Origin of the sequence: Streptomyces sp. NPDC006384 (assembly GCF_042870695.1) — a bacterium.
In the GTDB taxonomy this organism is placed as follows: domain Bacteria; phylum Actinomycetota; class Actinomycetes; order Streptomycetales; family Streptomycetaceae; genus Streptomyces.
Genome location: NZ_JBIAHR010000017.1, coordinates 21,239 through 43,781 on the forward strand (window position 1 = coordinate 21,239; position 22,543 = coordinate 43,781).

The window sequence follows — 22,543 nt, forward strand, 5'->3', positions numbered from 1 at the left end:
CCCCCCGGCACCGGCGGGTCGTACAGTCGTGGCGTCCGTCTCCAACACAGCTGTAGAGAGTGGCGAGCACACGGTGGACGTGCAGAAGAAGCTCGACGAGATCACCGCGATGGTCTCCGGCGCCCGCGCCATGCCCATGTCGGCCTCGTGCGTGGTCAACCGCGCCGAACTGCTCGCCCTGCTGGAGGAGCTGCGCACCGGGCTGCCCGGCTCCCTCGCCCAGGCCCAGGAGCTGATCGGCGACCGCGAGCAGATGGTCGCGCAGGCCCGTCAGGAGGCCGACCGGATCATCGAGAGCGCGCACGCCGAGCGCGGCGCGCTGATCGCCGAGACCGAGATCGCCCGCCGCTCCCAGGCCGAGGCCGACCGGATCCTCGCCGAGGCCCGCCAGGAGGCCGACGAGATCCGTGCCGAGGCCGACGACTACGTCGACTCCAAGCTCGCCAACTTCGAGGTCGTCCTCACCAAGACCCTCGGCTCCGTCGGCCGCGGCCGCGAGAAGCTCCTCGGCACCGGTCCCGGCCTCGACGAGAACGGCTACGAGGACGAGGACGCCCCCGAGCGCAGCCACGACCCCGAGATCCTGCGCCGCGACGCCGACGCCTACGTCGACACCAAGCTCGGCGCCTTCGAGGCGGTGCTGGCCAAGACCCTGGAGGCGGTCGGACGCGGCCGCCAGAAGCTGCACGGCCGGATCGCCACCGACGACCTCGGCGCCCTCGCCGACGACCTGAGCACCGTCCAGCACTCCAGCGACGCCGACTACCTCGCCGGCCTCGCGGCCCTCCCGGACGCCCCCGCCGGGCCGCCCCGGCAGCGGGAGTACGGCGAGCAGCAGCCGGCCGCGGCCCAGGCGCCGGCCGTACCGCAGACGCCGTCGCAGCAGCCCGCGTACGGCTACGCCCAGCAGCAGCCCGACCCGTACACCGGCTACCAGCAGACCTACGCCGGCGGACAGGACGCGTACGGCTACCAGCAGCAGACCGCCGACGCCTACTCCTCCGGCTACGCACCGGCCGGAGGAACCCCCGTCCAGGGCTACGACCCCCAGGGCTACGCGCTGCCCCCGCAGCCGGAGCAGCCCCCGCAGCCGCCGGCCCAGCCGCACACCCTCGACGAGACCAGCCTCTTCGACACCAGCATGATCAGCGCCGAACAGCTGCGGGCCTACGAACAGGGCCGCGGACTCTAGCCCGACCGCCGGCCCCGGGGCCGGATTGGGCCGTGAGCGAAAGGTCCAGTATCCTGGCTCTTCGGTCGCGCGTACGTCCGCGATCAACGCTGCCCGGGGACACCGCAGGGCGGCGTTCCCCCCAGCACGAAGATCGAAAGCAGGAATGGCTCTGAACGCCCGCCTCGACCACCGCAACCCTCTCGTGTTCGACACACATGAGCTGGGGCGGCGTCCTGGTGCGCTGCAGCGCCTGAACCGCACGGTCGACGCTCCCCGGGACCTCGGTGTCGCGGGAGTCATCGGAGTGCCGGAAGGCGCCCCGGTGGAGCTCGAGCTCCGGCTCGAATCGGTCATGGAAGGGGTGCTCGTCACAGGCACCGCCCGTGCCAAGGCCGAGGGGGAGTGCGTAAGGTGTCTGGAGCCGCTGGAGCAGCAGCTCGAAGCGGACTTCCAGGAGATGTTCTCGTACCCTGACGCCGACGACCGGGGCCGCGTGAAGGCGGAACCGGCCGACGACGCCGAGGAAGACGAGGACAGGCTCTACATCGAGGACGGTCTGTTCGACCTCGAGCCCGTGCTGCGCGACGCGGTGGTGCTCGCACTGCCGATGCAGCCGGTGTGCCAGGAAGACTGCCAGGGCCTGTGCTCCGAGTGCGGGGTACGCCTGTCGGACGACCCGGACCACCACCATGACGCCGTCGACATCCGTTGGGCGGCTTTGCAGGGACTCGCCGGTTCACTCGAAGACGGCGAGAAGGACGAGATGAGCGGCGCCGAACCTGGCGTCGACGAGAAGCAGGAGAAGTAGCCGTGGCTGTTCCGAAGCGGAAGATGTCGCGCAGCAACACGCGCCACCGCCGGTCGCAGTGGAAGGCTGCGGTCCCCACCCTGGTTGCGTGCGAGCGCTGCCACGAGCCCAAGCAGCAGCACATCGCGTGCCCGTCTTGCGGCACTTACAACAAGCGCCAGGTCCTCGAGGTCTGAGCGGCTGGTGAGAGGCACTGTGTCAGTCCCCAAGAAGGCGGATGACGCCAAGGCGGACCCGTCCGCCAAGAAGAAGGTGGACAACAACCAGGCCTCGTCCCACACGCTTCTGGAAGGGCGGCTCGGCTATCAGCTCGAGTCCGCCCTTCTGGTGCGTGCGCTGACCCACCGTTCCTACGCGTACGAGAACGGCGGCCTGCCGACGAACGAGCGGCTGGAGTTCCTCGGTGACTCCGTCCTCGGCCTCGTCGTCACGGACACGCTGTACCGCACCCACCCCGACCTGCCCGAAGGCCAGCTGGCCAAGTTGCGGGCCGCGGTGGTCAACTCGCGTGCGCTGGCTCAGGTGGGCCGCGGGCTCGACCTCGGTTCCTTCATCCGGCTCGGCCGCGGTGAAGAGGGCACGGGCGGCCGGGACAAGGCGTCCATCCTCGCCGACACCCTCGAAGCGGTGATCGGCGCGGTCTATCTCGACCAGGGCCTCGACGCGGCCTCCGAACTGGTGCACCGCCTGTTCGACCCGCTCATCGAGAAGTCCTCCAACCTCGGTGCCGGCCTGGACTGGAAGACCAGCCTCCAGGAACTCACCGCGACCGAAGGGCTCGGCGTCCCCGAGTACCTGGTCACGGAGACCGGCCCGGACCACGAGAAGACCTTCACTGCTGCCGCCCGCGTCGGAGGCGTCTCGTACGGCACCGGCACCGGCCGCAGCAAGAAGGAGGCGGAGCAGCAGGCCGCGGAATCCGCGTGGCGGTCCATCCGGGCCGCGGCGGACGAGCGCGCCAAGGCGACGGCGGCCGAGCAGGCCACCGGAGCAGCAGCGGAGCCGGTCACCGGAGCGGTGGCCGAACCGGTCACCGAAGCGGTGGCCGAGCCGAACGCCGACGCACCGTCGGCCTCCGCCTGATCCACCGCACGTCCCGAACGCCCGTCCCGCTCCCGGGGCGGGCGTTCGGCTCGTCCACCCGACCGTCCGAGGGGATGCCATGCCCGAGTTGCCCGAGGTGGAGGTCGTCCGCCGCGGCCTGGAACGCTGGGTCGCCCACCGGTCCGTCGCCGACGCCGAGGTCCTGCACCCGCGCGCGGTACGCCGGCACCTCGCCGGCGGCGACGACTTCGCCCAGCGCCTGAAGGGCCACCGCGTCGGCGTGCCCGGCCGCCGCGGCAAGTACCTGTGGCTGCCTCTGGAGGACACCAACCAGGCGGTCCTCGCGCACCTCGGCATGAGCGGCCAGCTGCTGGTCCAGCCGCACGAGGCACCGGCCGAGAAGCACCTGCGCGTCCGCGTCCGCTTCGCCGACGCCCTCGGCACCGAGCTCCGCTTCGTCGACCAGCGCACCTTCGGCGGCCTGTCCCTGCACGACACCACCCCCGACGGACTGCCCGACGTCATCGGGCACATCGCCCGCGACCCCCTCGACCCGCTCTTCGACGACGAGGCGTTCCACCTGGCCCTGCGCCGCAGGCGCACCACGATCAAGCGGGCTCTGCTCGACCAGTCCCTGATCAGCGGCGTCGGCAACATCTACGCGGACGAGGCCCTGTGGCGCTCCCGCCTGCACTACGAACGCCCCACGGCGACCCTCACCCGCCCCCGCACCGCCGAACTCCTCGGCCACGTCCGGGACGTGATGAACGCGGCCCTCGCCGTCGGCGGCACCAGCTTCGACAGCCTGTACGTCAACGTCAACGGCGAGTCCGGCTACTTCGACCGCTCGCTCGACGCGTACGGCCGCGAGGGCCTGCCCTGCGGCCGCTGCGCCACCCCGATGCGCCGCCGGCCGTGGATGAACCGCTCCAGCTACTTCTGCCCGAAGTGCCAGCGCCCGCCGCGCGCCCCGTCCTGACCCGCGTCGTACCGCTCGCGCGCCGCGAGGACCTCGTCCATGTGCCCCTCCAGGCACGCGATGAGGCTGATCAGCCGCCCGGTCACCGCACGCCCCAGCGGTGTCAGTTCGTAGTCCACCCGGGGCGGGTTGGTGGGCCGGGCCTCGCGGTGCACCAGACCGTCGCGCTCCAGCGCGTGCAGGGTCTGGGACAGCATCTTCTCGCTCACGCCGTCGACCCGGCGCCGCAGCTCGTTGAAACGGAACGGCCCCTTGTGGAGCGCGCCGAGCGTCAGCGCGCCCCAGCGCCCCGTGACGTGCTCCAGGACGCCGCGCGAGGGACAGGTCCGGGAGAACACGTCGTAGGGGAGACCCCGCCCCGCCGTGCGCTCCTGCCTGGTCGACATGCTCCCAGCGTACGTGCGCACCGCGCCGCCCCGCAGAGCGTGCCGCGCGCCCGGCGGCACGCCGGGGGAGGGGCTCAGTAGCCGAAGTTCTGGGTCCACCAGGGCCCGCCGGGGCCGAAGTGGACGCCGACACCGAGGGTCCGGAAGTCGCAGTTCAGAATGTTGGCCCGGTGACCCGGGCTGTCCATCCAGGCGTCCATGACGGCCTGGGCGTCGGCCTGTCCGCGGGCTATGTTCTCGCCGCCGAGATCGCTTATCCCGGCCGCCTCGGCCCGGTCCCACGGCGTGGCGCCGCTGGGGTCGGTGTGGTCGAAGAAGCCCTGCTCCGCCATGGCCTGGCTGTAGTCCGCGGCCAGTTCGCTCAGCGCACTGTTCGCGGCCACCGGGCTGCAGCCCGCCTTGGCCCGCTCGTCGTTGACGAGCTTGACCACCTGGGCGGCGGCGACGGCCTGCCCGGACACCGTGGTGGAGGCGCCGGCCTTTTGCTCCGGAGTCTTCGTGGCCGTGCGCGAGGGGGAGGACTGCTGCTTCCGGGCGGGCGCGGACGACTCAGGCTCCGCCGTCGACGGCGTCCCGGACGGGGCGGCCGACGTCGGCTTCGAGGCCGAGGGGGAAGGGGAGGCGGAAGCGGAGGGCGACGAGGAAGAGGCGGAGGACGAGGGCGAGCGGCCCGCGGTGCCGCGGCTCGTGGGAGCGTCGGCGTCGTGACCGGTCTCGGCGCTGCCGGAGGCGCCGCCCAGCCCGGCCGGGCTGTTGGCCGGGACGTCCGCGGTCTCCACCCGGCCGCCGCCGTCGGCGGCGCCGCCGATCCGGTAGCTGTCGAGGCCGGGCACCACGCCCGTGGCCACCGCGACCGTACCGAGGGCGACGGCGGCGGAGACGCCGAGCAGGCCCGTGCGGACCGGCGTCGCGGCCCTCCTTGCGCGGCGCCGCCGGGATCCCGCGCGCTGTCGCGGACCGCCGTCGGGCACGAAGCCGTCACCGGGGGAGGGGACCGTGCGGCCGGTCCCGGGGTGCCCCGCGTCGGACGGGTCGTCCAGTGCGAACAGGTACGCGTCGCTCTTCGCGCGGACCTCGGCGTACGCCTCGGGGTTCGGATAGGGGGCGATGCCCGCCGAGGGGCGCTCGTCCGCGTGCGAGGCCGGCGGTTCGTCACGCCGGGCCGCGGTGCCGTCTGCGTGGTGGCTCCCCGCGGCGCTTCCGGCGGCGGAGCGTCGGTGGCGTCCCATGTCCTGGCCTTCCTCGTCCTCGCGGTCGACGTGTCCTCGCGATCGACATGTCCTCGCGTCACCACAGAACTCACACGTTCGGGTGAGTTTCAGATGGGATGCGTTGCGTCGGGACGGTACCGCATGACGCCAGGGAGTGAAGTGCCGAGAGAGACATTGACTGGTTAGGTTGCCCCCATGAGCGAGGATGTACGGCTGGTCGCGTGGGTGCGCGGACAGGTCCAGGGTGTGGGTTTCCGCTGGTTCACGCGGGCCAGGGCGCTGGAGCTCGGCGACATGAGTGGTTTTGCTCTCAATCTGGCCGACGGGCGCGTCCAGGTGGTCGCGGAAGGCCCGCGGGACCGCTGCGAGGAGCTCCTCGACTGGCTGCGCGGCGACGACACGCCCGGACGCGTGGACGGCGTCACCGAGATCTGGGACACACCCCGCGGCGGCTACGACGGCTTCGCCATCCGCTGACGCGGCCCCCGCCCGATGCCGGACCGGCGGCTCGCCGGAGGGCCGCCGGAAGGAAAACGGGCAGGTGGTTGCCAAGAGCGCCGGCCTCATGGCAGGCTCCGCACCCAGGATGATCGCCACGCCCCCGCGGGCCCGCAGGAGTCGCAGCGCCGCCGTTCCCCGGCCGCGCGCCCCCGGCGCCCGCCAATACGGGGTGTGATCGTGTTGACCGTCAAACTTTTTGGTGAGACGCTGAAAGTCCCCGCGCACCTCAGCTGTTTGGCATGGTTGAACGGCAGTAAAAACTGAAGAGTGCCAAGCACCGCGGGTGCGAATCCCTCACGACCCACACCGCTTCGGTCGGTCACTCATTGTGGAGGACCATCCATCATGGCAAAGGCGCTTCTCGGTTACGTCGGCGGCTCCGACCCGCGACTCCTCGCCGAGATGCGACGGCTCCAGCAGCGTGTCCAGGACCTGGAGTCCGAGCTCGGACGAATCCAGGCGGAGAAGGACGCGCTGGCGGCTGCCGCTTCTCACGACAGGATCATGGAGAGCATGGAGAGCGTTGACGCACACCAGGCGGAGCCTGCGCTCACCTGATCACTGCATCGCTCCACAACGGCAACAGCACCGGCCGGGCACGCCCGGCCGACCGCTCGGTTGCCGCAGTTGCAAGGGACGCTTCGGCGTCCCTTCTTTCTTCCCGCCCCGTTCTTCCTGCCCGCCCCGTGCACCCTTCTCCACGTCTGGTGTGCCCTGCATGTTCACTCGTGAAACCGCACCGGTTCACCGGCTCATGCAGTGAGACAGCGGCGAGAGGTAGAGTCCGGCGGCGTGCACCTGAAGGCCCTGACCCTGCGCGGGTTCAAGTCGTTCGCCTCGGCGACCACGCTCCGCTTCGAGCCCGGCATCACCTGCGTCGTCGGCCCCAACGGCTCCGGCAAGTCCAATGTCGTCGACGCGCTCAGCTGGGTCATGGGCGAACAGGGTGCCAAATCGCTGCGCGGCGGCAAGATGGAGGACGTCATCTTCGCCGGCACCACCGGCCGCCCGCCGCTCGGCCGGGCCGAGGTGTCCCTGACCATCGACAACTCCGACGGCGCCCTGCCCATCGAGTACGCCGAGGTCACCATCACGCGGACCATGTTCCGCAACGGCGGCAGCGAGTACCAGATCAACGGCGACACCTGCCGTCTCCTCGACATCCAGGAACTCCTGTCCGACTCCGGCATCGGCCGCGAGATGCACGTCATCGTCGGCCAGGGCCAGCTCGACTCCGTCCTGCACGCCGACCCCATGGGCCGCCGCGCCTTCATCGAGGAGGCCGCCGGCGTCCTCAAGCACCGCAAGCGCAAGGAGAAGGCGCTCCGGAAACTGGACGCGATGCAGGCCAACCTCGCGCGCGTGCAGGACCTCACCGACGAGCTGCGCCGCCGGCTCAAGCCGCTCGGCCGGCAGGCCGCCGTCGCGCGCCGGGCCGCCGTCATCCAGGCCGACCTGCGTGACGCGCGTCTGCGCCTCCTCGCCGACGACCTCGTCCGGCTGCGTGAGGCGCTGGAGGCCGAGATCGCCGACGAGGCCGCCCTCAAGGAACGCAAGGAAGCCGCCGAACGGGAACTGGGCAGGGCCCTGCGGCGCGAGGCGGAGCTGGAGGACGAGGTCCGCCGTCTCACCCCGCGCCTGCAGCGGGCCCAGCAGACCTGGTACGAGCTGTCCCAGCTCGCCGAACGGGTGCGCGGCACGATCTCCCTGGCCGAGGCCCGGGTGAAGAGCGCCACCTCCGCGCCCCCCGAGGAACGGCGCGGCCGCGACCCGGAGGACCTGGAACGCGAGGCCGCCCGCATCCGCGAGCAGGAGGCCGAACTGGAAGCGGCCCTGGAGGCGGCCGAGCGGGCCTTGGAGGACACCGTCGCCCGCCGCGCCGACCTCGAACGCGAGCTGGCCCTCGAGGAACGCCGTCTCAAGGACGTCGCGCGTGCCGTCGCCGACCGGCGCGAAGGACTGGCCCGGCTCGGCGGACAGACCGCCGCCGCCCGTTCGCGCGCCGCCGCCGCGCAGGCGGAGATCGAGCGGCTGGCCGCCGCCCGCGACGAGTCGCGGGAACGCGCCGCCGCCGCCCAGGAGGAGTACGAGGCGCTCCGGGCCGAGGCCGACGGGCTCGACGCCGGCGACGAGGAACTGGCCGAGCGGCACGAGGCCGCCAAGCGGCGGCTGGCCGAGGCGGAGGCGGCCCTGGGCGCCGCCCGCGAGGAGGCCACCGCGGCGGAGCGCGAGCGTGCGGCGACACGGGCCCGCCACGACGCGCTCGCCCTGGGCCTGCGCCGCAAGGACGGCACCGGCGCGCTGCTCGCCGCGCAGGAACGCCTCGCCGGACTGCTGGGCCCGGCCGCCGGCCTGCTGACCGTGACACCGGGGCACGAGATCGCCCTGGCCGCCGCCTTCGGAGCCGCCGCCGACGCCCTCGCGGTGACCTCCCCGGCCGCCGCCGCCGACGCCATCCGCCTGCTGCGCGGGCAGGACGCCGGACGGGCCGCGCTGCTGGTCGCCGGCGCCCCCGACGACGTACCGCGGGAGCCGCGCGGGGACGGGCCGCCGTACGCCGCCGATCTCGTACGCGGGCCCGCGGAGCTGATGCCCGCCGTGCGGCGGCTGCTGCGCGGGATCGTCGTCGTCGCCACCCTGGAGGACGCCGAGGACCTCGTCCGGACCCACCCCGGCCTGACCGCCGTCACCGCCGAGGGCGACCTGCTGGGCGCCCACTTCGCTCTGGGCGGGTCCGCCGGGGCGCCCAGCCTGCTGGAGGTGCAGGCGTCCGTGGACGAGGCCGCCGCCGCGCTGGCGGAACTGGACGTGCGGTGCGCGGAACTGGCGAAGGCGCAGGAGACGGCCGCCGGACGGCGCCGGGAGTGCGCCGCGCTCGTCGAGGAGCTGGGGGAGCGGCGCCGGGCCGCCGAGCGGGAGAAGTCGTCCCTCGCCCAGCAGCTCGGCCGCCTCGCCGGGCAGGCGCGGGGCGCGGCAGGCGAGGCCGAGCGGTCCGCCGCCGCGGCACAGCGGGCCCAGGAGGCGCTGGAGGCGGCGCTCACGGAGGCCGAGGAACTGGCCGAGCGGCTCGCCGTCGCCGAGGAGACGCCGCTCGAGGAGGAACCCGACACCTCCGTGCGCGACCGGCTCGCCGCCGAAGGCGCCAACGCGCGGCAGACCGAGATGGAGGCCCGTCTCCAGGCCCGGACCCACGAGGAGCGGGTCAAGGCGCTCGCCGGACGCGCCGACTCCCTCGACCGGGCGGCCCGCGCCGAACGCGAGGCACGCGCACGCGCCGAGCAGCGGCGCGCGCGGCTGCGGCACGAGGCGGCCGTCGCCGGGGCCGTCGCCGCGGGTGCCCGGCAGCTGCTCGCGCACGTCGAGGTCTCGCTGGCGCGCGCCGACGAGGAACGCACCGCCGCCGAAGCGGCCAGGGCCCGGAGCGAGCAGGAGCTGGCCGCCGCGCGCACCGCCGGACGCGACCTCAAGGCCGAGCTCGACAAGTTGACGGATTCAGTTCACCGGGGCGAGGTACTCGGCGCCGAGAAGCGGCTGCGCATCGAGCAGCTGGAGACCAAGGCGCTGGAGGAATTCGGTGTGGAACCGGCGGGACTCGTGGCCGAGTACGGGCCGCATCGACTGGTACCGCCCTCGCCCGCCGCCGAGGGCGAGCAGCTTCCGGACACCGGATCCGACGGCGGTCCCGCCGCGGGCGACGACCCGCGCAGCCGCCCCCGGCCCTTCGTCCGGGCCGAGCAGGAGAAGCGGCTGAAGGCGGCCGAACGGGCGTACCAGCAGCTCGGCAAGGTCAATCCGCTGGCCCTGGAGGAGTTCGCGGCGCTGGAGGAACGGCACCAGTTCCTCAGCGAGCAGCTCGAGGACCTGAAGAAGACCCGCGCCGACCTGCTGCAGGTCGTCAAGGAGGTCGACGAACGCGTCGAGCAGGTCTTCACCGAGGCCTACCGGGACACCGCCCGGGAGTTCGAGGGCGTGTTCGGCCGGCTGTTCCCCGGCGGCGAGGGCCGTCTGGTGCTCACCGACCCCGACAACATGCTCACCACGGGCGTGGACGTCGAGGCACGGCCCCCGGGCAAGAAGGTCAAGCGGCTCTCGCTGCTCTCGGGCGGGGAGCGCTCGCTGACCGCCGTGGCGCTGCTCGTGTCGATCTTCAAGGCGCGGCCGAGCCCGTTCTACGTCATGGACGAGGTCGAGGCGGCGCTGGACGACACCAACCTGCAGCGGCTGATCGGGATCATGCGGGAGCTGCAGGAGGCCTCGCAGCTGATCGTCATCACGCACCAGAAGCGGACGATGGAGATCGCCGACGCGCTGTACGGCGTGTCGATGCAGGGCGACGGAGTGTCGAAGGTGATCAGCCAGCGCCTGCGACAGCCCGCGTAAGAGGCCACAGAACGGACCCCTTGGCTTCAACTGTTGAACACATCGGTGACGACTTCATCGGATAACTCACATCTCCTTCCCTATTGACTTCGAAACTTGAAGGCATAGTCTCTGCAACGTTGCTTTTACCTTCAGGTCCCTTTCAGTGGCATCTCGAAGGCGAACCACCCCGGCAGCGTTGCCGGTAGCCCGAGGAGTACACGTGGCCAGCACATCGCAGGCACCCAGTCCCGGAGCCAGGACGGCTCACCCCGAACATCTCGGGCACGTCATCTTCATCGCGGCGGCTGCCGCGATGGGCGGCTTCCTCTTCGGTTACGACAGCTCCGTGATCAACGGCGCGGTCGAGGCCATCCGGGACCGCTACGACGTCGGTTCCGCGATGCTGGCCCAGGTCATCGCCATCGCGCTGATCGGCTGCGCCATCGGCGCCGCCACCGCGGGCCGCATCGCCGACCGCATCGGCCGCATCCGCTGCATGCAGATCGCCGCCGTCCTGTTCACCGTCAGCGCCATCGGCTCCGCACTGCCCTTCGCGCTGTGGGACCTCGCCATGTGGCGCGTCATCGGCGGTTTCGCCATCGGCATGGCCTCGGTGATCGGCCCGGCCTACATCGCCGAGGTCTCCCCGCCCGCCTACCGCGGCCGGCTCGGCTCCTTCCAGCAGGCCGCGATCGTCGTCGGCATCGCGGTGTCGCAGCTGGTCAACTGGGGTCTGCTGAACGCCGCCGGCGGCGACCAGCGCGGTGAGCTGATGGGCCTGGAGGCCTGGCAGGTCATGCTCGGCGTCATGGTCGTCCCGGCCGTCCTGTACGGCCTGCTCTCCTTCGCCATCCCGGAGTCCCCGCGCTTCCTGATCTCCGTCGGCAAGCACGACCGCGCCCGCCAGATCCTCGAAGAGGTCGAGGGCAAGGACGTGGACCTCGACGCCCGCGTCACCGAGATCGAGACCGCGATGCACCGCGAGGAGAAGTCCTCCTTCAAGGACCTGCTCGGCGGCAGCTTCTTCTTCAAGCCGATCGTCTGGATCGGCATCGGCCTGTCGGTCTTCCAGCAGTTCGTCGGCATCAACGTCGCGTTCTACTACTCCTCGACGCTGTGGCAGTCGGTCGGCGTCGACCCGACGGACTCCTTCTTCTACTCGTTCACGACGTCGATCATCAACATCGTCGGCACCGTGATCGCGATGATCTTCGTCGACCGCGTCGGCCGCAAGCCGCTCGCGATCATCGGCTCGGTCGGCATGGTGATCGGCCTGGCGCTGGAGGCCTGGGCCTTCTCCTTCGACCTGGTCGACGGCAAGCTCCCGGCCACCCAGGGCTGGGTCGCCCTGATCGCCGCCCACCTGTTCGTGCTCTTCTTCGCCCTGTCCTGGGGCGTGGTCGTCTGGGTCTTCCTCGGCGAGATGTTCCCGAACCGGCTCCGCGCCGCCGCCCTGGGCGTGGCCGCCGCCGCGCAGTGGATCGCCAACTGGGCCATCACCGCGAGCTTCCCGTCGCTGGCCGAGTGGAATCTTTCCGGCACCTACGTGATCTACACGATCTTCGCCGCGCTCTCCATCCCGTTCGTCCTGAAGTTCGTGAAGGAGACGAAGGGCAAGGCCCTGGAGGAGATGGGCTGACCGCCCGCCCCGTACCCGGGGAGAAGGGCCAAGTCCCCGCTGCCCTCTCCCCGCACCGTCCGCCGCCCCCGGCCCGGGTCACCACCGGACCGGGGGCGGCGGTCTTCCGCGCCCGCACCGGGCGGCCCTCCCGGCACCGGACGGTGATCCCGCCGCCGCTCTCCGGGGCCCGGACGGCATCCCGTTCCGTGCCACGCCTGCCCCGTCGGCAACGAAGGGCCGGGGCAGGGGTCGCGCATACTGGAGCCGTTATGGAAATCGTCATCCTTGCTGTAGTCATCGCCGTGGTCGTGATCGGCGCGCTCGGCGGGCTGGTGGTGGGCAGTCGCCGCAAGAAGCAGCTGCCCCCGCCACCGCCTCCCTCGACGCCCGACATCACCGCCCCTCCGGCCGAGCCGCACGTCGGCGACGAGGCCGAGACGCCGCGCGACGAACCGCGCCGGACGATAGAGGAGGTGGACCTCGCGGCCGGCGGCACCGCCACCGTCGAGGAACCGCCCGTCGTCGAAGAGCTCGAGATCCCGCAGCTCGAGGTCCCCGAGCCCACCGCCGGCCGTCTGGTCCGGCTCCGCGCCCGCCTCTCCCGCTCGCAGAACGCGCTGGGCAAGGGCCTGCTGACCCTGCTCTCCCGTGAGCACCTCGACGAGGACACCTGGGAGGAGATCGAGGACACGCTGCTCACCGCCGACGTCGGCGTGCAGCCCACCCAGGAACTGGTGGAGCGGCTGCGCGAGCGCGTGAAGGTGCTCGGCACCCGTACGCCCGAGGAACTGCGCGGTCTGCTGCGCGAGGAGCTGATCACGCTGGTCGGCCCCGACATGGACCGCGAGGTCAAGACCGAGCCCGCCACCGGCAAGCCCGGCATCGTGATGGTCGTCGGCGTCAACGGCACCGGCAAGACCACCACCACCGGCAAGCTCGCCCGGGTCCTGGTCGCCGACGGCCGCAGCGTCGTCCTCGGCGCCGCCGACACCTTCCGCGCCGCCGCCGCCGACCAGCTGCAGACCTGGGGCGAGCGGGTCGGCGCCCACACCGTGCGCGGCCCGGAGGGCGGCGACCCCGCCTCCGTCGCCTTCGACGCGGTCAAGGAGGGCAAGGACGTCGGCGCCGACGTGGTGCTCATCGACACCGCCGGCCGCCTGCACACCAAGACCGGCCTCATGGACGAGCTCGGCAAGGTCAAGCGCGTGGTGGAGAAGCAGGCCCCGCTCGACGAGGTGCTGCTGGTGCTCGACGCCACCACCGGCCAGAACGGCCTGATCCAGGCCCGCGTCTTCGCCGAGGTGGTCAACATCACCGGCATCGTCCTCACCAAGCTCGACGGCACGGCCAAGGGCGGCATCGTCGTCGCCGTGCAGCGCGAGCTGGGCGTGCCGGTCAAGCTGATCGGGCTCGGCGAGGGCGCCGACGACCTGGCGCCGTTCGAGCCGGCGGCGTTCGTGGACGCGCTCATCGGCGAGTGAGACCGCGCCGGCCCGGTGCCGGTACGCGCACGAGGAAGCGCCCGCCCCCCGAGGTGCAGTCGGGGGACGGGCGCTTCGCCGTGCCGGGCGGACACCGGGCCGGCACGGTACCGGGCCGGAGGACAGACCGCCTACGCCCGTGACCGGTGGGCCACGTACGCCAGGGTGCCCAGGAGCAGCCGCGCCTCCGGCGGCTCCGTCGCCGAGTCGAGGGAGGGCGGACGCAGCCAGCGCACCGGGCCCAGCCCGCCCCGGCCAGAGGGCGGGGCCGTGATGTACGCACCGGGGCCGAGGCCGCGCAGATCGAGGGCGGACGGGGCGTCCCAGCCCATGCGGTAGAGCAGCCGGGGCAGTTCGGCGGCTGCGCCGGGGGCGACGAAGAAGTGGGCGCGGCCCTCGGGAGCCACCGTGACCGGGCCGAGGGGCAGGCCCATGCGCTCCAGCCGGGCCAGCGCCCGGCGCCCGACCCCCTCGGCCACCTCGATCACGTCGAACGTCCGCCCCACCGGCAGCATCACCGCGGCACCCGGGAACTCGGCCCAAGCCGCGCTCGCCTCGTCCAGTGTCGACCCGGCCGGCAGCTCGGGTGCGAAGCCCAGCGGATGCGCGCCCGGCGCCGGACAGCCGGACCGGCCGCAGGAGCAGACGCCGCCGCTCACCCGGGCCCCCGGGACCACGTCCCAGCCCCACAGCCCTGTGAACTCGGCCACGGCGGTGACCTCCGACGCGCGCCCGCGTCGGCGCGCGCCGGACCGGATCTCGCGCGAACCCCGACTGGTGCCGATGCCGATCGTGAAGCCCATGCCCCCTCCAACGGGTCCGACGCAGCGGCGGTTACGCAGCGGACGCAACCGGTGACTCCCTGTTTCCGGCTTCCCCGGTGCGGCGCCGTTCAGGCGGCGTCCGGAAGCGCCTCAGGTGGTGCGCACGGCGGCGCGCGCCCCACAGTGCACCGGTGCGCCGATCCCCGGTCGGCCTATGTCAAGTGAATCGCGTGCGGGTCACTCTAGGTTCATCCGAAGGGGTGGCGAATGGTGGCGATTCTCGAATCGCCATGGCCGTGCGCGTGATCGAGGGATTACTTTGTGTGCACGGAGCCTTGGGCACATGCACGTGTGGGTATGCCGGAGGCAACCCGGGTTTCCGTTCGGAGAGTGATGTGGGCCGAACGGCGGGTATGAGGCACCGGCATTCTGATAGGGCTTGGCGCACTCGGCGACAGATGGTCTCGAGGGATGGGGGCGTTCCAGTGAGCGGCAACGGCGAAGGCGGCAGGAGCGCGAGCAGCGCGACGCACGCTGACAAGCGCCCCAATGAGCTGCTCACCTCGTGGTTCACGCGCAGCGGCTGGTCCAAGGGCGAGCTGGCCCGGCAGGTCAACCGCAGGGCCCGCCAGCTCGGCGCCGGACACATCTCCACGGACACCTCACGCGTACGCCGCTGGCTCGACGGCGAGAACCCGCGCGAACCGATCCCGAAGATCCTCTCCGAGCTGTTCTCCGAGCGTTTCGGCGTCGTCGTCTCCGTCGAGGACCTGGGCCTGCGCAGCACCCGCCCGGCGCCCTCCCTGACCGGCGTCGACCTGCCCTGGACGGGTCCGCAGACCGTGGCCCTGCTCAGCGAGTTCTCGCGCAGCGACCTGATGCTGGCGCGGCGCGGCTTCCTCGGGAGCTCGCTGGCCCTCTCCGCGGGCCCGTCCCTCATCGAGCCCATGCAGCGCTGGCTCGTCCCCTCGCCCCCCGCCCCTCCGTCCGAACGCGGGACGGCACCCGCCACGCGAGCGCGCGGCCGGCTCTCCAAGCCGGAGCTGGACCTGCTCGAGTCCACCGCCGTGATGTTCCGCCGCTGGGACGCCCAGTGCGGCGGCGGCCTGCGCCGCAAGGCGGTCGTCGGTCAGCTGCACGAGGTGACCGACCTTCTCCAGGAACCACAGACGGAGACCACCCGCGCCAAGCTGTTCAAGGTCGCCGCCGAGCTCGCCGAGCTGGCCGGCTGGATGTCGTACGACGTCGGCCTCCAGCCCACCGCGCAGAAGTACTTCGTGCTCGCCCTGCACGCCGCCAAGGAGGCCGGGGACCGGCCGCTCGGCTCCTACATCCTCTCCAGCATGAGCCGCCAGATGATCCACCTCGGCCGGCCCGACGACGCCCTGGAGCTCATCCACCTCGCCCAGTACGGCAGCCGCGACTGCGCGAGCCCCCGCACCCAGTCCATGCTGTACGCGTTGGAGGCCCGCGCCTACGCCAACATGGGGCAGCCCGGCCGCTGCAAGCGGGCCGTCCGCATGGCCGAGGACACCTTCGCCGAGGCCGACGAGTGGGACGAGCCCGAGCCCGACTGGATCCGCTTCTTCTCCGAGGCCGAGCTCCACGGCGAGAACAGCCACTCCTTCCGCGACCTCGCCTACGTCGCCGGCCGCAGCCCCACCTACGCCTCCCTGGCCGAACCGCTGATGCGCCGGGCCGTCGAGCTGTTCGCCAAGGACCAGGAACACCAGCGCTCCTACGCGCTGAATCTGATCGGCATGGCCACCGTGCACCTGCTGCGCCGCGAACCCGAGGAGAGCACCGTCCTCGCCACCGAGGCCATGGCGATCGCCAAGAAGGTCCGCTCCGAACGCGTCAACACCCGCATCCGCAAGACCGTCGACACGGCCGTACGCGATTTCGGCGACCTCGCCGAGGTCACCGACCTCACCGCGCGGCTCGCCGTCGACCTGCCCGAGACCGCCGAAGCGGTCTGACCGCCCACCGACCCCGGCCGCGGCCGGCCCTCCCGAACTGCCCGACTCGGCTCCCCCATGCCAGGTCATTCGGAGGCCGTCCGCGGCCGGCTTCCTTCTGCGCCCGAGCCGGCACCGCTCTCGCGGAGGTGGTTGCCCGCCGTGGGGGTTGCTCGGTCGATGGTTGCGGCCGTCGCCGGGAAGGCCGCGTCACGATATCCGTGACCCGGCCCGCGAACCGGCAGTTCATCCACGCGTAACACGCACCGCGCCTTCGTCATGGCGGCGAAACAACGAGGGGCGCCCACCGAAACGGCGCTGCGTCAATCTCAGGCGCACAACCGGCCAACCCCCTCACCCGCCCGCCCAGGCTTCGCCCGCACGGGGCCGTACAACGACGAGGAGACGCCGATGGCTCCAGCCATCACGCTCGCCGCGGAGACCCAGCTCTCCGCCGCCAACACGGGCTTCATGCTCATCTGCTCCGCCCTGGTGATGCTCATGACGCCGGCGCTGGCCTTCTTCTACGGAGGCATGGTCCGGGTCAAGAGCACCCTGAACATGCTGATGATGAGCTTCATCAGCCTCGGCATCGTCACCGTCCTGTGGGTGCTCTACGGCTTCTCCATGGCCTTCGGCACGGACTCCGGCGGCATCGTCGGCTGGAACTCCGGCTGGGTCGGCCTGAGCGACATCGGCCTGACCGAGCTGTGGGACGGCTACACCATCCCGGTCTTCGTCTTCCTGGTCTTCCAGATGATGTTCGCCGTCCTCACCCCCGCCCTGATCAGCGGCGCCCTCGCGGACCGCGTGAAGTTCACGGCCTGGGCCCTGTTCGTCGCCCTGTGGGCCACCGTCGTCTACTTCCCCGTCGCCCACTGGGTCTGGGGCGCCGGCGGCTGGGCCTTCGAGCTCGGCGTGATCGACTTCGCCGGCGGCACCGCCGTGCACATCAACGCCGGCGCCGCGGCGCTCGGCGTGATCCTCGTCATCGGCAAGCGGGCCGGCTTCGGGAAGGACCCGATGCGCCCGCACAGCCTGCCCCTGGTCATGCTCGGCGCCGGTCTGCTCTGGTTCGGCTGGTTCGGCTTCAACGCCGGCTCCTGGCTCGGCAACGACGACGGCGTCGGCGCGCTGATGTTCGTCAACACCCAGGTCGCCACCGGCGCGGCCATGCTGGCCTGGCTCGCCTACGAGAAGATCCGCCACGGCGCCTGCACCACGCTGGGCGCCGCCTCCGGCGCCGTCGCGGGCCTCGTCGCCATCACCCCGGCCGGCGGCGCCGTCTCCCCGCTCGGCGCGATCGCCGTCGGTGCCGTCGCCGGCGTGCTGTGCGCCATGGCCGTCGGCCTGAAGTACCGCTTCGGCTACGACGACTCCCTCGACGTCGTCGGCGTCCACCTCGTCGGCGGCATCGCCGGCTCCCTGCTCGTCGGCCTCTTCGCCAGCGGCAAGGGCCAGTCCGACGTCCAGGGCCTGTTCTACGGCGGCGGCCTCGACCAGTTCTGGAAGCAGTGCGCCGGCGTCTTCGGCGTCCTCGCCTACTCCCTGGCCGTCTCCGCGCTCCTCGCCCTCCTGCTCGACAGGACGATCGGCATGCGGGTGACGGAGGACGACGAGGTGGCCGGCATCGACCGCGCCGAGCACGCCGAGACCGCGTACGACTTCAGCGGCGCCGGCGGTGGCACCGCCCGGACGGCCGCCGCGCCGGCCGCCTCCGCGGCCGGGCAGATCCCGAGCAAGAAGGTGGACGCATGAAGCTCATCACCGCCGTCGTCAAGCCGCACCGGCTCGACGAGATCAAGGAGGCCCTCCAGGCCTTCGGAGTCCACGGCCTCACCGTCACCGAGGCCAGCGGCTACGGCCGCCAGCGCGGCCACACCGAGGTCTACCGCGGCGCCGAGTACACCGTCGACCTGGTACCCAAGATCCGCATCGAGGTACTGGTCGAGGACGACGACGCCGACCAGCTGATCGACGTCGTCGTCGAGGCCGCCCGCACCGGCAAGATCGGCGACGGCAAGGTCTGGTCCGTCCCCGTCGACACGGCCGTACGGGTCCGCACCGGCGAGCGCGGCCCCGACGCGCTCTGAACCGGGACGAGGGAACAGGAGCCGCCGGATGACGCGAACGGACGTGACCGACGAAGCAGTGGACCCGGGACCCGGCGGCTACGCGGCGGCCCGGCTGCGCCTCCTCACCGAGGAGACGCGGCCCGGGCCGCCGCGCCGTACGGCCCTCGCCGCACTGACGGACCACTGGCTGGCCGGCCTCTTCGCCGCGGGCGCCGACGGGCTCCGCGGGGTGTCGCTCGTCGCGGTCGGCGGCTACGGACGCGGCGAGCTGTCCCCGCGCAGCGACCTCGACCTGCTCCTGCTGCACGACGGCGGCGACGACAAGGCGGTCGCCGCCCTCGCCGACCGCCTCTGGTACCCCGTCTGGGACCTCGGGATCGCCCTCGACCACTCGGTGCGCACCCTCGCACAGGCGAGACGGACGGCCGGTGAGGACCTCAGGGTCCAGCTCGGCCTCCTCGACGCCCGCCACCTCGCCGGAGACTTCTCCCTCACCGCCTCCCTGCGCACCGCCGTCCTCGCCGACTGGCGCAACCAGGCACCCCGGCGCCTCCCCGGACTCCGGGACCTGTGCGCCGAGCGCGCCGAACGCCAGGGCGAGCTGCAGTACCTGCTCGAACCCGACCTCAAGGAGGCCCGCGGCGGCCTGCGCGACGCCACCGCCCTGCGCGCCGTCGCCGCCTCCTGGCTCGCCGACGCCCCCCGCGAGGGCCTCGCCGACGCCCGGCGCCGCCTGCTCGACGTACGCGACGCCCTCCACCTGGCGACGGGCCGGGCCACCGACCGGCTGGCCCTCCAGGAGCAGGACCAGGTGGCCGCCGCCCTGGGCCTGCCCGACGCCGACACGCTGCTGCGGCAGGTCTACGAGGCCGCCCGCGTCATCTCCTACGCCGGGGACGTCACCTGGCGCGAGGTGGGACGCGTGCTGCGGGCGCGATCCGTACGGCCCCGCCTGCGCGCCGTACTGGGCGCGGGCCGGCAGAGCGCCGAACGCTCCCCGCTCGCCGAGGGCGTCGTCGAACAGGACGGCGAGGCGGTGCTCGCCCGCACCGCGCGTCCCGAACGCGACCCCGTACTGCCCCTGCGCGCCGCGGCCGCCGCCGCACAGGCCGGTCTCCCCCTCTCCCGCCACGCCGTACGGCGCCTCGCGGCCACCGCGCGCCCCCTGCCCGTGCCCTGGCCCGCGGAGGCACGGGAACAGCTGGTGACACTGCTGGGCTCCGGGCGGCCCACCGTGGAGGTGTGGGAGGCCCTGGAGGCCGAGGGTCTGATCACCCGGCTGCTGCCCGGCTGGGAGCGGGTGCGCTGCCGCCCGCAGCGCAACGCCGTGCACCTGTGGACCGTCGACCGGCACCTGATCGAGACCGCCGTACGCGCCGCCGGGTTCGCCCGCCGCGTCCACCGGCCCGACCTGCTGCTGGTCGCCGCCCTGCTGCACGACATCGGCAAGGGCGGGCCCGGCGACCACTCGGTGGCGGGGGAGACCATCGCCCGGGACACGGCCGTCCGCATCGGCTTCGACCACGCGGACGCGACCGTCCTCGCCACCCTCGTCCGCCACCACCTGCTGCTCGTCGAGACCGCCACCCGGCGCGACCTCGACGACCCGGCCACCGTCCGCGCGGTAGCCGGGGCGGTCGGCACCCAGGGCACCCTGGAACTGCTGCACGCCCTGACCGAGGCGGACGCGCTGGCCACCGGACCGGCCGCCTGGTCGGCCTGGCGCGCCTGCCTCGTCGCCGACCTGGTCGCACGCGTCTCGGCGGTCCTCGCAGGGGAGCCCCTGAAGGAACCGGAGACCCCCGCGCCCACCGCCGAGCAGGAACGCCTCGCCGTCGAGGCGCTCCGCACGGGCGGCCCGGTGCTGGCCCTGCGGGCCCGGACCGAGCCGCCGGCCGCCGAGCGGGAACCCCTCGGCGTGGAGCTGCTCGTCGCCGTACCCGACCGGCCGGGCGTGCTCCCCGCCGTCGCCGGCGTCCTGGCCCTGCACCGCCTGACCGTCCGCACCGCCGAGCTGCGCTCCCTGCCCCTGCCCGACGGCGTGGCGGGCTCCGTCCTGCTGCTGGCCTGGCGGGTCGCCGCCGAGTACGGCTCCCTGCCGCAGGCCGCCAGGCTCCGCGCCGACCTCGTCCGTGCCCTCGACGGCACCCTGGACATCGCGTCCCGCCTCGCCGAGCGCGACGCCGCCCACCCGCGCCGCCGGGGCGTGGTCCCGCCCCCGCCCCGGGTCACCGTGGAGCCGGCCGCCTCCCGTCACGCCACGGTGATCGAGGTCCGCGCCCAGGACGCGCCCGGCCTGCTGTTCCGCATCGGCCGGGCCCTGGAGGGGGCGGGGGTGCGGGTACGGAGCGCGCATGTGTCGACGCTGGGTTCCAACGCCGTGGACGCCTTCTACGTCACCCGCCCGGAGGGGACGCGGCTGCCCGGGGAGGAGGCGGAGAAGGTGGCCCGGACGCTGGAGGAAGCGCTACGGGGGTGACGCGGCCCCCGCCGCACGGCTCCCGCACACCGAATGCGTCGGGCGGGAACGATTGTCCTGCGCAGCCGGATACCCTGGAAGGCGCTCAGACTGCCCCCGACTCCGAGGACCGACGCCGCCGTGTTCGACACTCTCTCCGACCGCCTCAGCGCGACTTTCAAAAACCTCCGCGGGAAAGGCCGGCTGAGCGAAGCGGACATCGACGCCACGGCGCGCGAGATCCGCATCGCACTGCTCGAAGCGGACGTGGCCCTCCCGGTCGTCCGGGCGTTCATCAAGAGCGTCAAGGAAAGGGCCCTCGGTTCCGAGGTCTCCAAGGCGCTCAACCCTGCGCAGCAGGTCGTCAAAATCGTCAACGACGAGCTGATCACCATCCTCGGCGGCGAGACCCGCCGCCTGCGCTTCGCCAAGCAGCCGCCGACCGTGATCATGCTCGCGGGTCTGCAGGGTGCCGGTAAGACCACCCTCGCGGGCAAGCTCGGCAAGTGGCTCAAGGACCAGGGGCACTCCCCGCTCCTGGTCGCCTGTGACCTCCAGCGCCCCAACGCCGTCAACCAGCTCAGCGTCGTCGCCGAGCGCGCCGGCGTCGCGGTGTACGCGCCCGAGCCGGGCAACGGCGTCGGTGACCCGGTCAAGGTCGCCCAGGACTCCATCGAGTTCGCCAGGGCCAAGGTCCACGACATCGTGATCGTCGACACCGCCGGCCGCCTCGGCATCGACCAGGAGCTGATGCAGCAGGCCGCGGACATCCGCGACGCCGTCCGCCCCGACGAGATCCTCTTCGTCGTCGACGCGATGATCGGCCAGGACGCCGTCAACACCGCCGAGGCCTTCCGCGACGGCGTCGGCTTCGACGGCGTGGTGCTCTCCAAGCTCGACGGCGACGCCCGCGGTGGTGCGGCCCTGTCGATCGCCTCGGTGACCGGCAAGCCGATCATGTTCGCCTCCAACGGCGAGAAGCTCGACGACTTCGACGCCTTCCACCCGGACCGGATGGCCTCCCGCATCCTCGACATGGGTGACCTGCTCACCCTGATCGAGCAGGCGGAGAAGACGTTCAGCCAGGAAGAGGCCGAGAAGATGGCCTCCAAGCTGGCGTCCAAGAAGGGCCAGGACTTCACCCTGGACGACTTCCTGGCCCAGATGGAGCAGGTCAGGAAGATGGGCAGCATCTCCAAGCTGCTCGGCATGCTGCCCGGCATGGGGCAGATCAAGGACCAGATCAACAACCTCGACGAGCGGGACGTCGACCGCACCGCCGCCATCATCAAGTCGATGACCCCGGCCGAGCGCCAGGACCCGACGATCATCAACGGCTCGCGCCGCGCCCGTATCGCCAAGGGCTCCGGTGTGGACGTCAGCGCGGTGAAGGGCCTGGTCGAGCGGTTCTTCGAGGCCCGCAAGATGATGTCCCGCATGGCCCAGGGCGGCGGCATGCCCGGTATGCCGGGCATCCCCGGCATGGGCGGCGGACCCGGCCGGCAGAAGAAGCAGCAGAAGAAGGCCAAGGGCAAGCAGCGCTCCGGCAACCCGATGAAGCGCAAGCAGCAGGAGCAGGAGGAGGCCGCCCGGCGTGCCGCCGCCGCGCAGGGCGGGGGTGCCTTCGGGCTGCCGCAGCAGGGCGGGCAGGACTTCGAGCTGCCGGACGAGTTCAAGAAGTTCATGGGCTGACGGCCCGCACCGTCGTACGCCGGGGGCGC

Annotated in this window: 18 protein-coding genes; 15 read left to right on the forward strand and 3 right to left on the reverse strand. The window is 72.5% G+C overall.

Annotated features, from left to right (window positions below; genetic code table 11):
- Nucleotides 1–73: 73 nt before the first annotated feature.
- The 5 genes from ACFYOJ_RS22975 (at nt 74) to mutM (ending at nt 4,005) form a co-directional block, all read left to right on the forward strand.
- On the forward strand, nt 74–1,192 hold the full coding sequence (locus ACFYOJ_RS22975; RefSeq protein WP_356553811.1) for an ATP synthase F0 subunit B: 1,119 nt from the start codon (nt 74–76) through the stop codon (nt 1,190–1,192).
- A 145-nt stretch (nt 1,193–1,337) separates the two neighbouring features.
- Nucleotides 1,338–1,982 (forward strand): DUF177 domain-containing protein, encoded by a 645-nt coding sequence (locus ACFYOJ_RS22980; RefSeq protein ID WP_356553760.1) that lies wholly within the window; start codon nt 1,338–1,340, stop codon nt 1,980–1,982.
- 2 nt (nt 1,983–1,984) lie between these two features.
- Nucleotides 1,985–2,158: a 50S ribosomal protein L32 gene (rpmF, locus tag ACFYOJ_RS22985; RefSeq protein ID WP_003951102.1), complete on the forward strand. Its 174-nt coding sequence runs from the start codon at nt 1,985–1,987 to the stop codon at nt 2,156–2,158.
- A gap of 7 nt (nt 2,159–2,165) precedes the next feature.
- Entirely contained in the window at nt 2,166–3,065 is a 900-nt protein-coding gene (rnc, locus tag ACFYOJ_RS22990; protein WP_356553757.1) for a ribonuclease III, read from the forward strand.
- Between the two features lie 79 nt (nt 3,066–3,144).
- Entirely contained in the window at nt 3,145–4,005 is an 861-nt protein-coding gene (mutM, locus tag ACFYOJ_RS22995) for a bifunctional DNA-formamidopyrimidine glycosylase/DNA-(apurinic or apyrimidinic site) lyase (RefSeq protein WP_356553756.1), read from the forward strand.
- Here mutM and ACFYOJ_RS23000 read toward each other — a convergent pair.
- Nucleotides 3,960–4,391: a helix-turn-helix domain-containing protein gene (locus ACFYOJ_RS23000; RefSeq protein WP_356553754.1), complete on the reverse strand. Its 432-nt coding sequence runs from the start codon at nt 4,389–4,391 to the stop codon at nt 3,960–3,962. The two genes, mutM and ACFYOJ_RS23000, sit on opposite strands and share 46 nt — an antisense overlap.
- A 74-nt stretch (nt 4,392–4,465) precedes the next feature.
- Nucleotides 4,466–5,620: a CAP domain-containing protein gene (locus ACFYOJ_RS23005; RefSeq protein ID WP_356553752.1), complete on the reverse strand. Its 1,155-nt coding sequence runs from the start codon at nt 5,618–5,620 to the stop codon at nt 4,466–4,468.
- Nucleotides 5,621–5,797: 177 nt separating this feature from the next.
- Here ACFYOJ_RS23005 and ACFYOJ_RS23010 point away from each other — a divergent pair, with 177 nt between their 5' ends.
- The 5 genes from ACFYOJ_RS23010 to ftsY all read left to right on the forward strand — a co-directional run bounded on the left by ACFYOJ_RS23010 (nt 5,798) and on the right by ftsY (nt 13,567).
- Nucleotides 5,798–6,079 carry an acylphosphatase gene (locus ACFYOJ_RS23010; RefSeq protein ID WP_356553751.1) on the forward strand — a complete coding sequence of 94 codons (282 nt, stop codon included), beginning with the start codon at nt 5,798–5,800 and terminating at the stop codon, nt 6,077–6,079.
- Between the two features lie 369 nt (nt 6,080–6,448).
- The gene (locus ACFYOJ_RS23015) at nt 6,449–6,661 is read left to right on the forward strand and encodes a hypothetical protein (RefSeq protein WP_030188592.1); all 213 of its coding nucleotides are present in this window, start codon (nt 6,449–6,451) and stop codon (nt 6,659–6,661) included.
- Between the two features lie 234 nt (nt 6,662–6,895).
- Entirely contained in the window at nt 6,896–10,483 is a 3,588-nt protein-coding gene (gene smc / locus ACFYOJ_RS23020) for a chromosome segregation protein SMC (RefSeq protein WP_356553749.1), read from the forward strand.
- A 202-nt stretch (nt 10,484–10,685) separates the two neighbouring features.
- Nucleotides 10,686–12,104 (forward strand): sugar porter family MFS transporter, encoded by a 1,419-nt coding sequence (locus tag ACFYOJ_RS23025; RefSeq protein WP_356553748.1) that lies wholly within the window; start codon nt 10,686–10,688, stop codon nt 12,102–12,104.
- Between the two features lie 251 nt (nt 12,105–12,355).
- Nucleotides 12,356–13,567, forward strand: a complete 1,212-nt coding sequence (ftsY, locus tag ACFYOJ_RS23030) for a signal recognition particle-docking protein FtsY (protein WP_356553746.1) — start codon at nt 12,356–12,358, stop codon at nt 13,565–13,567.
- Nucleotides 13,568–13,698: 131 nt separating this feature from the next.
- On the opposite strand, the gene ACFYOJ_RS23035 is transcribed toward ftsY, so the two are convergent.
- Entirely contained in the window at nt 13,699–14,370 is a 672-nt protein-coding gene (locus tag ACFYOJ_RS23035) for a bifunctional DNA primase/polymerase (protein WP_356553744.1), read from the reverse strand.
- 446 nt (nt 14,371–14,816) lie between these two features.
- Between ACFYOJ_RS23035 and ACFYOJ_RS23040 the strand changes: the two genes are divergently transcribed.
- The 5 genes from ACFYOJ_RS23040 to ffh all read left to right on the forward strand — a co-directional run bounded on the left by ACFYOJ_RS23040 (nt 14,817) and on the right by ffh (nt 22,514).
- Nucleotides 14,817–16,310, forward strand: coding sequence for a hypothetical protein (locus ACFYOJ_RS23040; RefSeq protein WP_356553742.1), 1,494 nt, complete (start codon nt 14,817–14,819; stop codon nt 16,308–16,310).
- 390 nt (nt 16,311–16,700) lie between these two features.
- The gene (locus tag ACFYOJ_RS23045) at nt 16,701–18,047 is read left to right on the forward strand and encodes an ammonium transporter (protein ID WP_356553740.1); all 1,347 of its coding nucleotides are present in this window, start codon (nt 16,701–16,703) and stop codon (nt 18,045–18,047) included.
- Complete coding sequence (locus tag ACFYOJ_RS23050) at nt 18,044–18,382, forward strand: P-II family nitrogen regulator (protein ID WP_356553738.1); 339 nt, start codon at nt 18,044–18,046, stop codon at nt 18,380–18,382. The genes ACFYOJ_RS23045 and ACFYOJ_RS23050 overlap by 4 nt, the downstream gene beginning before the upstream one ends.
- Before the next feature lie 28 nt (nt 18,383–18,410).
- A complete protein-coding gene (locus ACFYOJ_RS23055) occupies nt 18,411–20,843 on the forward strand; it encodes a [protein-PII] uridylyltransferase (RefSeq protein ID WP_356553737.1) in 2,433 nt (810 codons plus the stop codon).
- 120 nt (nt 20,844–20,963) lie between these two features.
- Nucleotides 20,964–22,514: a signal recognition particle protein gene (gene ffh, locus ACFYOJ_RS23060; protein WP_356553735.1), complete on the forward strand. Its 1,551-nt coding sequence runs from the start codon at nt 20,964–20,966 to the stop codon at nt 22,512–22,514.
- Nucleotides 22,515–22,543: the final 29 nt, after the last annotated feature.

Excerpts from the sequence above, each read along its gene's own strand:
- ACFYOJ_RS22980 (WP_356553760.1), top strand. The coding sequence starts at position 1,338 with ATGGCTCTGAACGCCCGCCTCGACCACCGCAACCCTCTCGTGTTCGAC.
- mutM (WP_356553756.1), top strand. The coding sequence starts at position 3,145 with ATGCCCGAGTTGCCCGAGGTGGAGGTCGTCCGCCGCGGCCTGGAACGC.
- ACFYOJ_RS23000 (WP_356553754.1), bottom strand. The coding sequence starts at position 4,391 with ATGTCGACCAGGCAGGAGCGCACGGCGGGGCGGGGTCTCCCCTACGAC.
- ACFYOJ_RS23005 (WP_356553752.1), bottom strand. The coding sequence starts at position 5,620 with ATGGGACGCCACCGACGCTCCGCCGCCGGAAGCGCCGCGGGGAGCCAC.
- ACFYOJ_RS23010 (WP_356553751.1), top strand. The coding sequence starts at position 5,798 with ATGAGCGAGGATGTACGGCTGGTCGCGTGGGTGCGCGGACAGGTCCAG.
- ACFYOJ_RS23015 (WP_030188592.1), top strand. The coding sequence starts at position 6,449 with ATGGCAAAGGCGCTTCTCGGTTACGTCGGCGGCTCCGACCCGCGACTC.
- ftsY (WP_356553746.1), top strand. The coding sequence starts at position 12,356 with ATGGAAATCGTCATCCTTGCTGTAGTCATCGCCGTGGTCGTGATCGGC.
- ACFYOJ_RS23035 (WP_356553744.1), bottom strand. The coding sequence starts at position 14,370 with ATGGGCTTCACGATCGGCATCGGCACCAGTCGGGGTTCGCGCGAGATC.
- ACFYOJ_RS23045 (WP_356553740.1), top strand. The coding sequence starts at position 16,701 with ATGGCTCCAGCCATCACGCTCGCCGCGGAGACCCAGCTCTCCGCCGCC.
- ACFYOJ_RS23050 (WP_356553738.1), top strand. The coding sequence starts at position 18,044 with ATGAAGCTCATCACCGCCGTCGTCAAGCCGCACCGGCTCGACGAGATC.
- ACFYOJ_RS23055 (WP_356553737.1), top strand. The coding sequence starts at position 18,411 with ATGACGCGAACGGACGTGACCGACGAAGCAGTGGACCCGGGACCCGGC.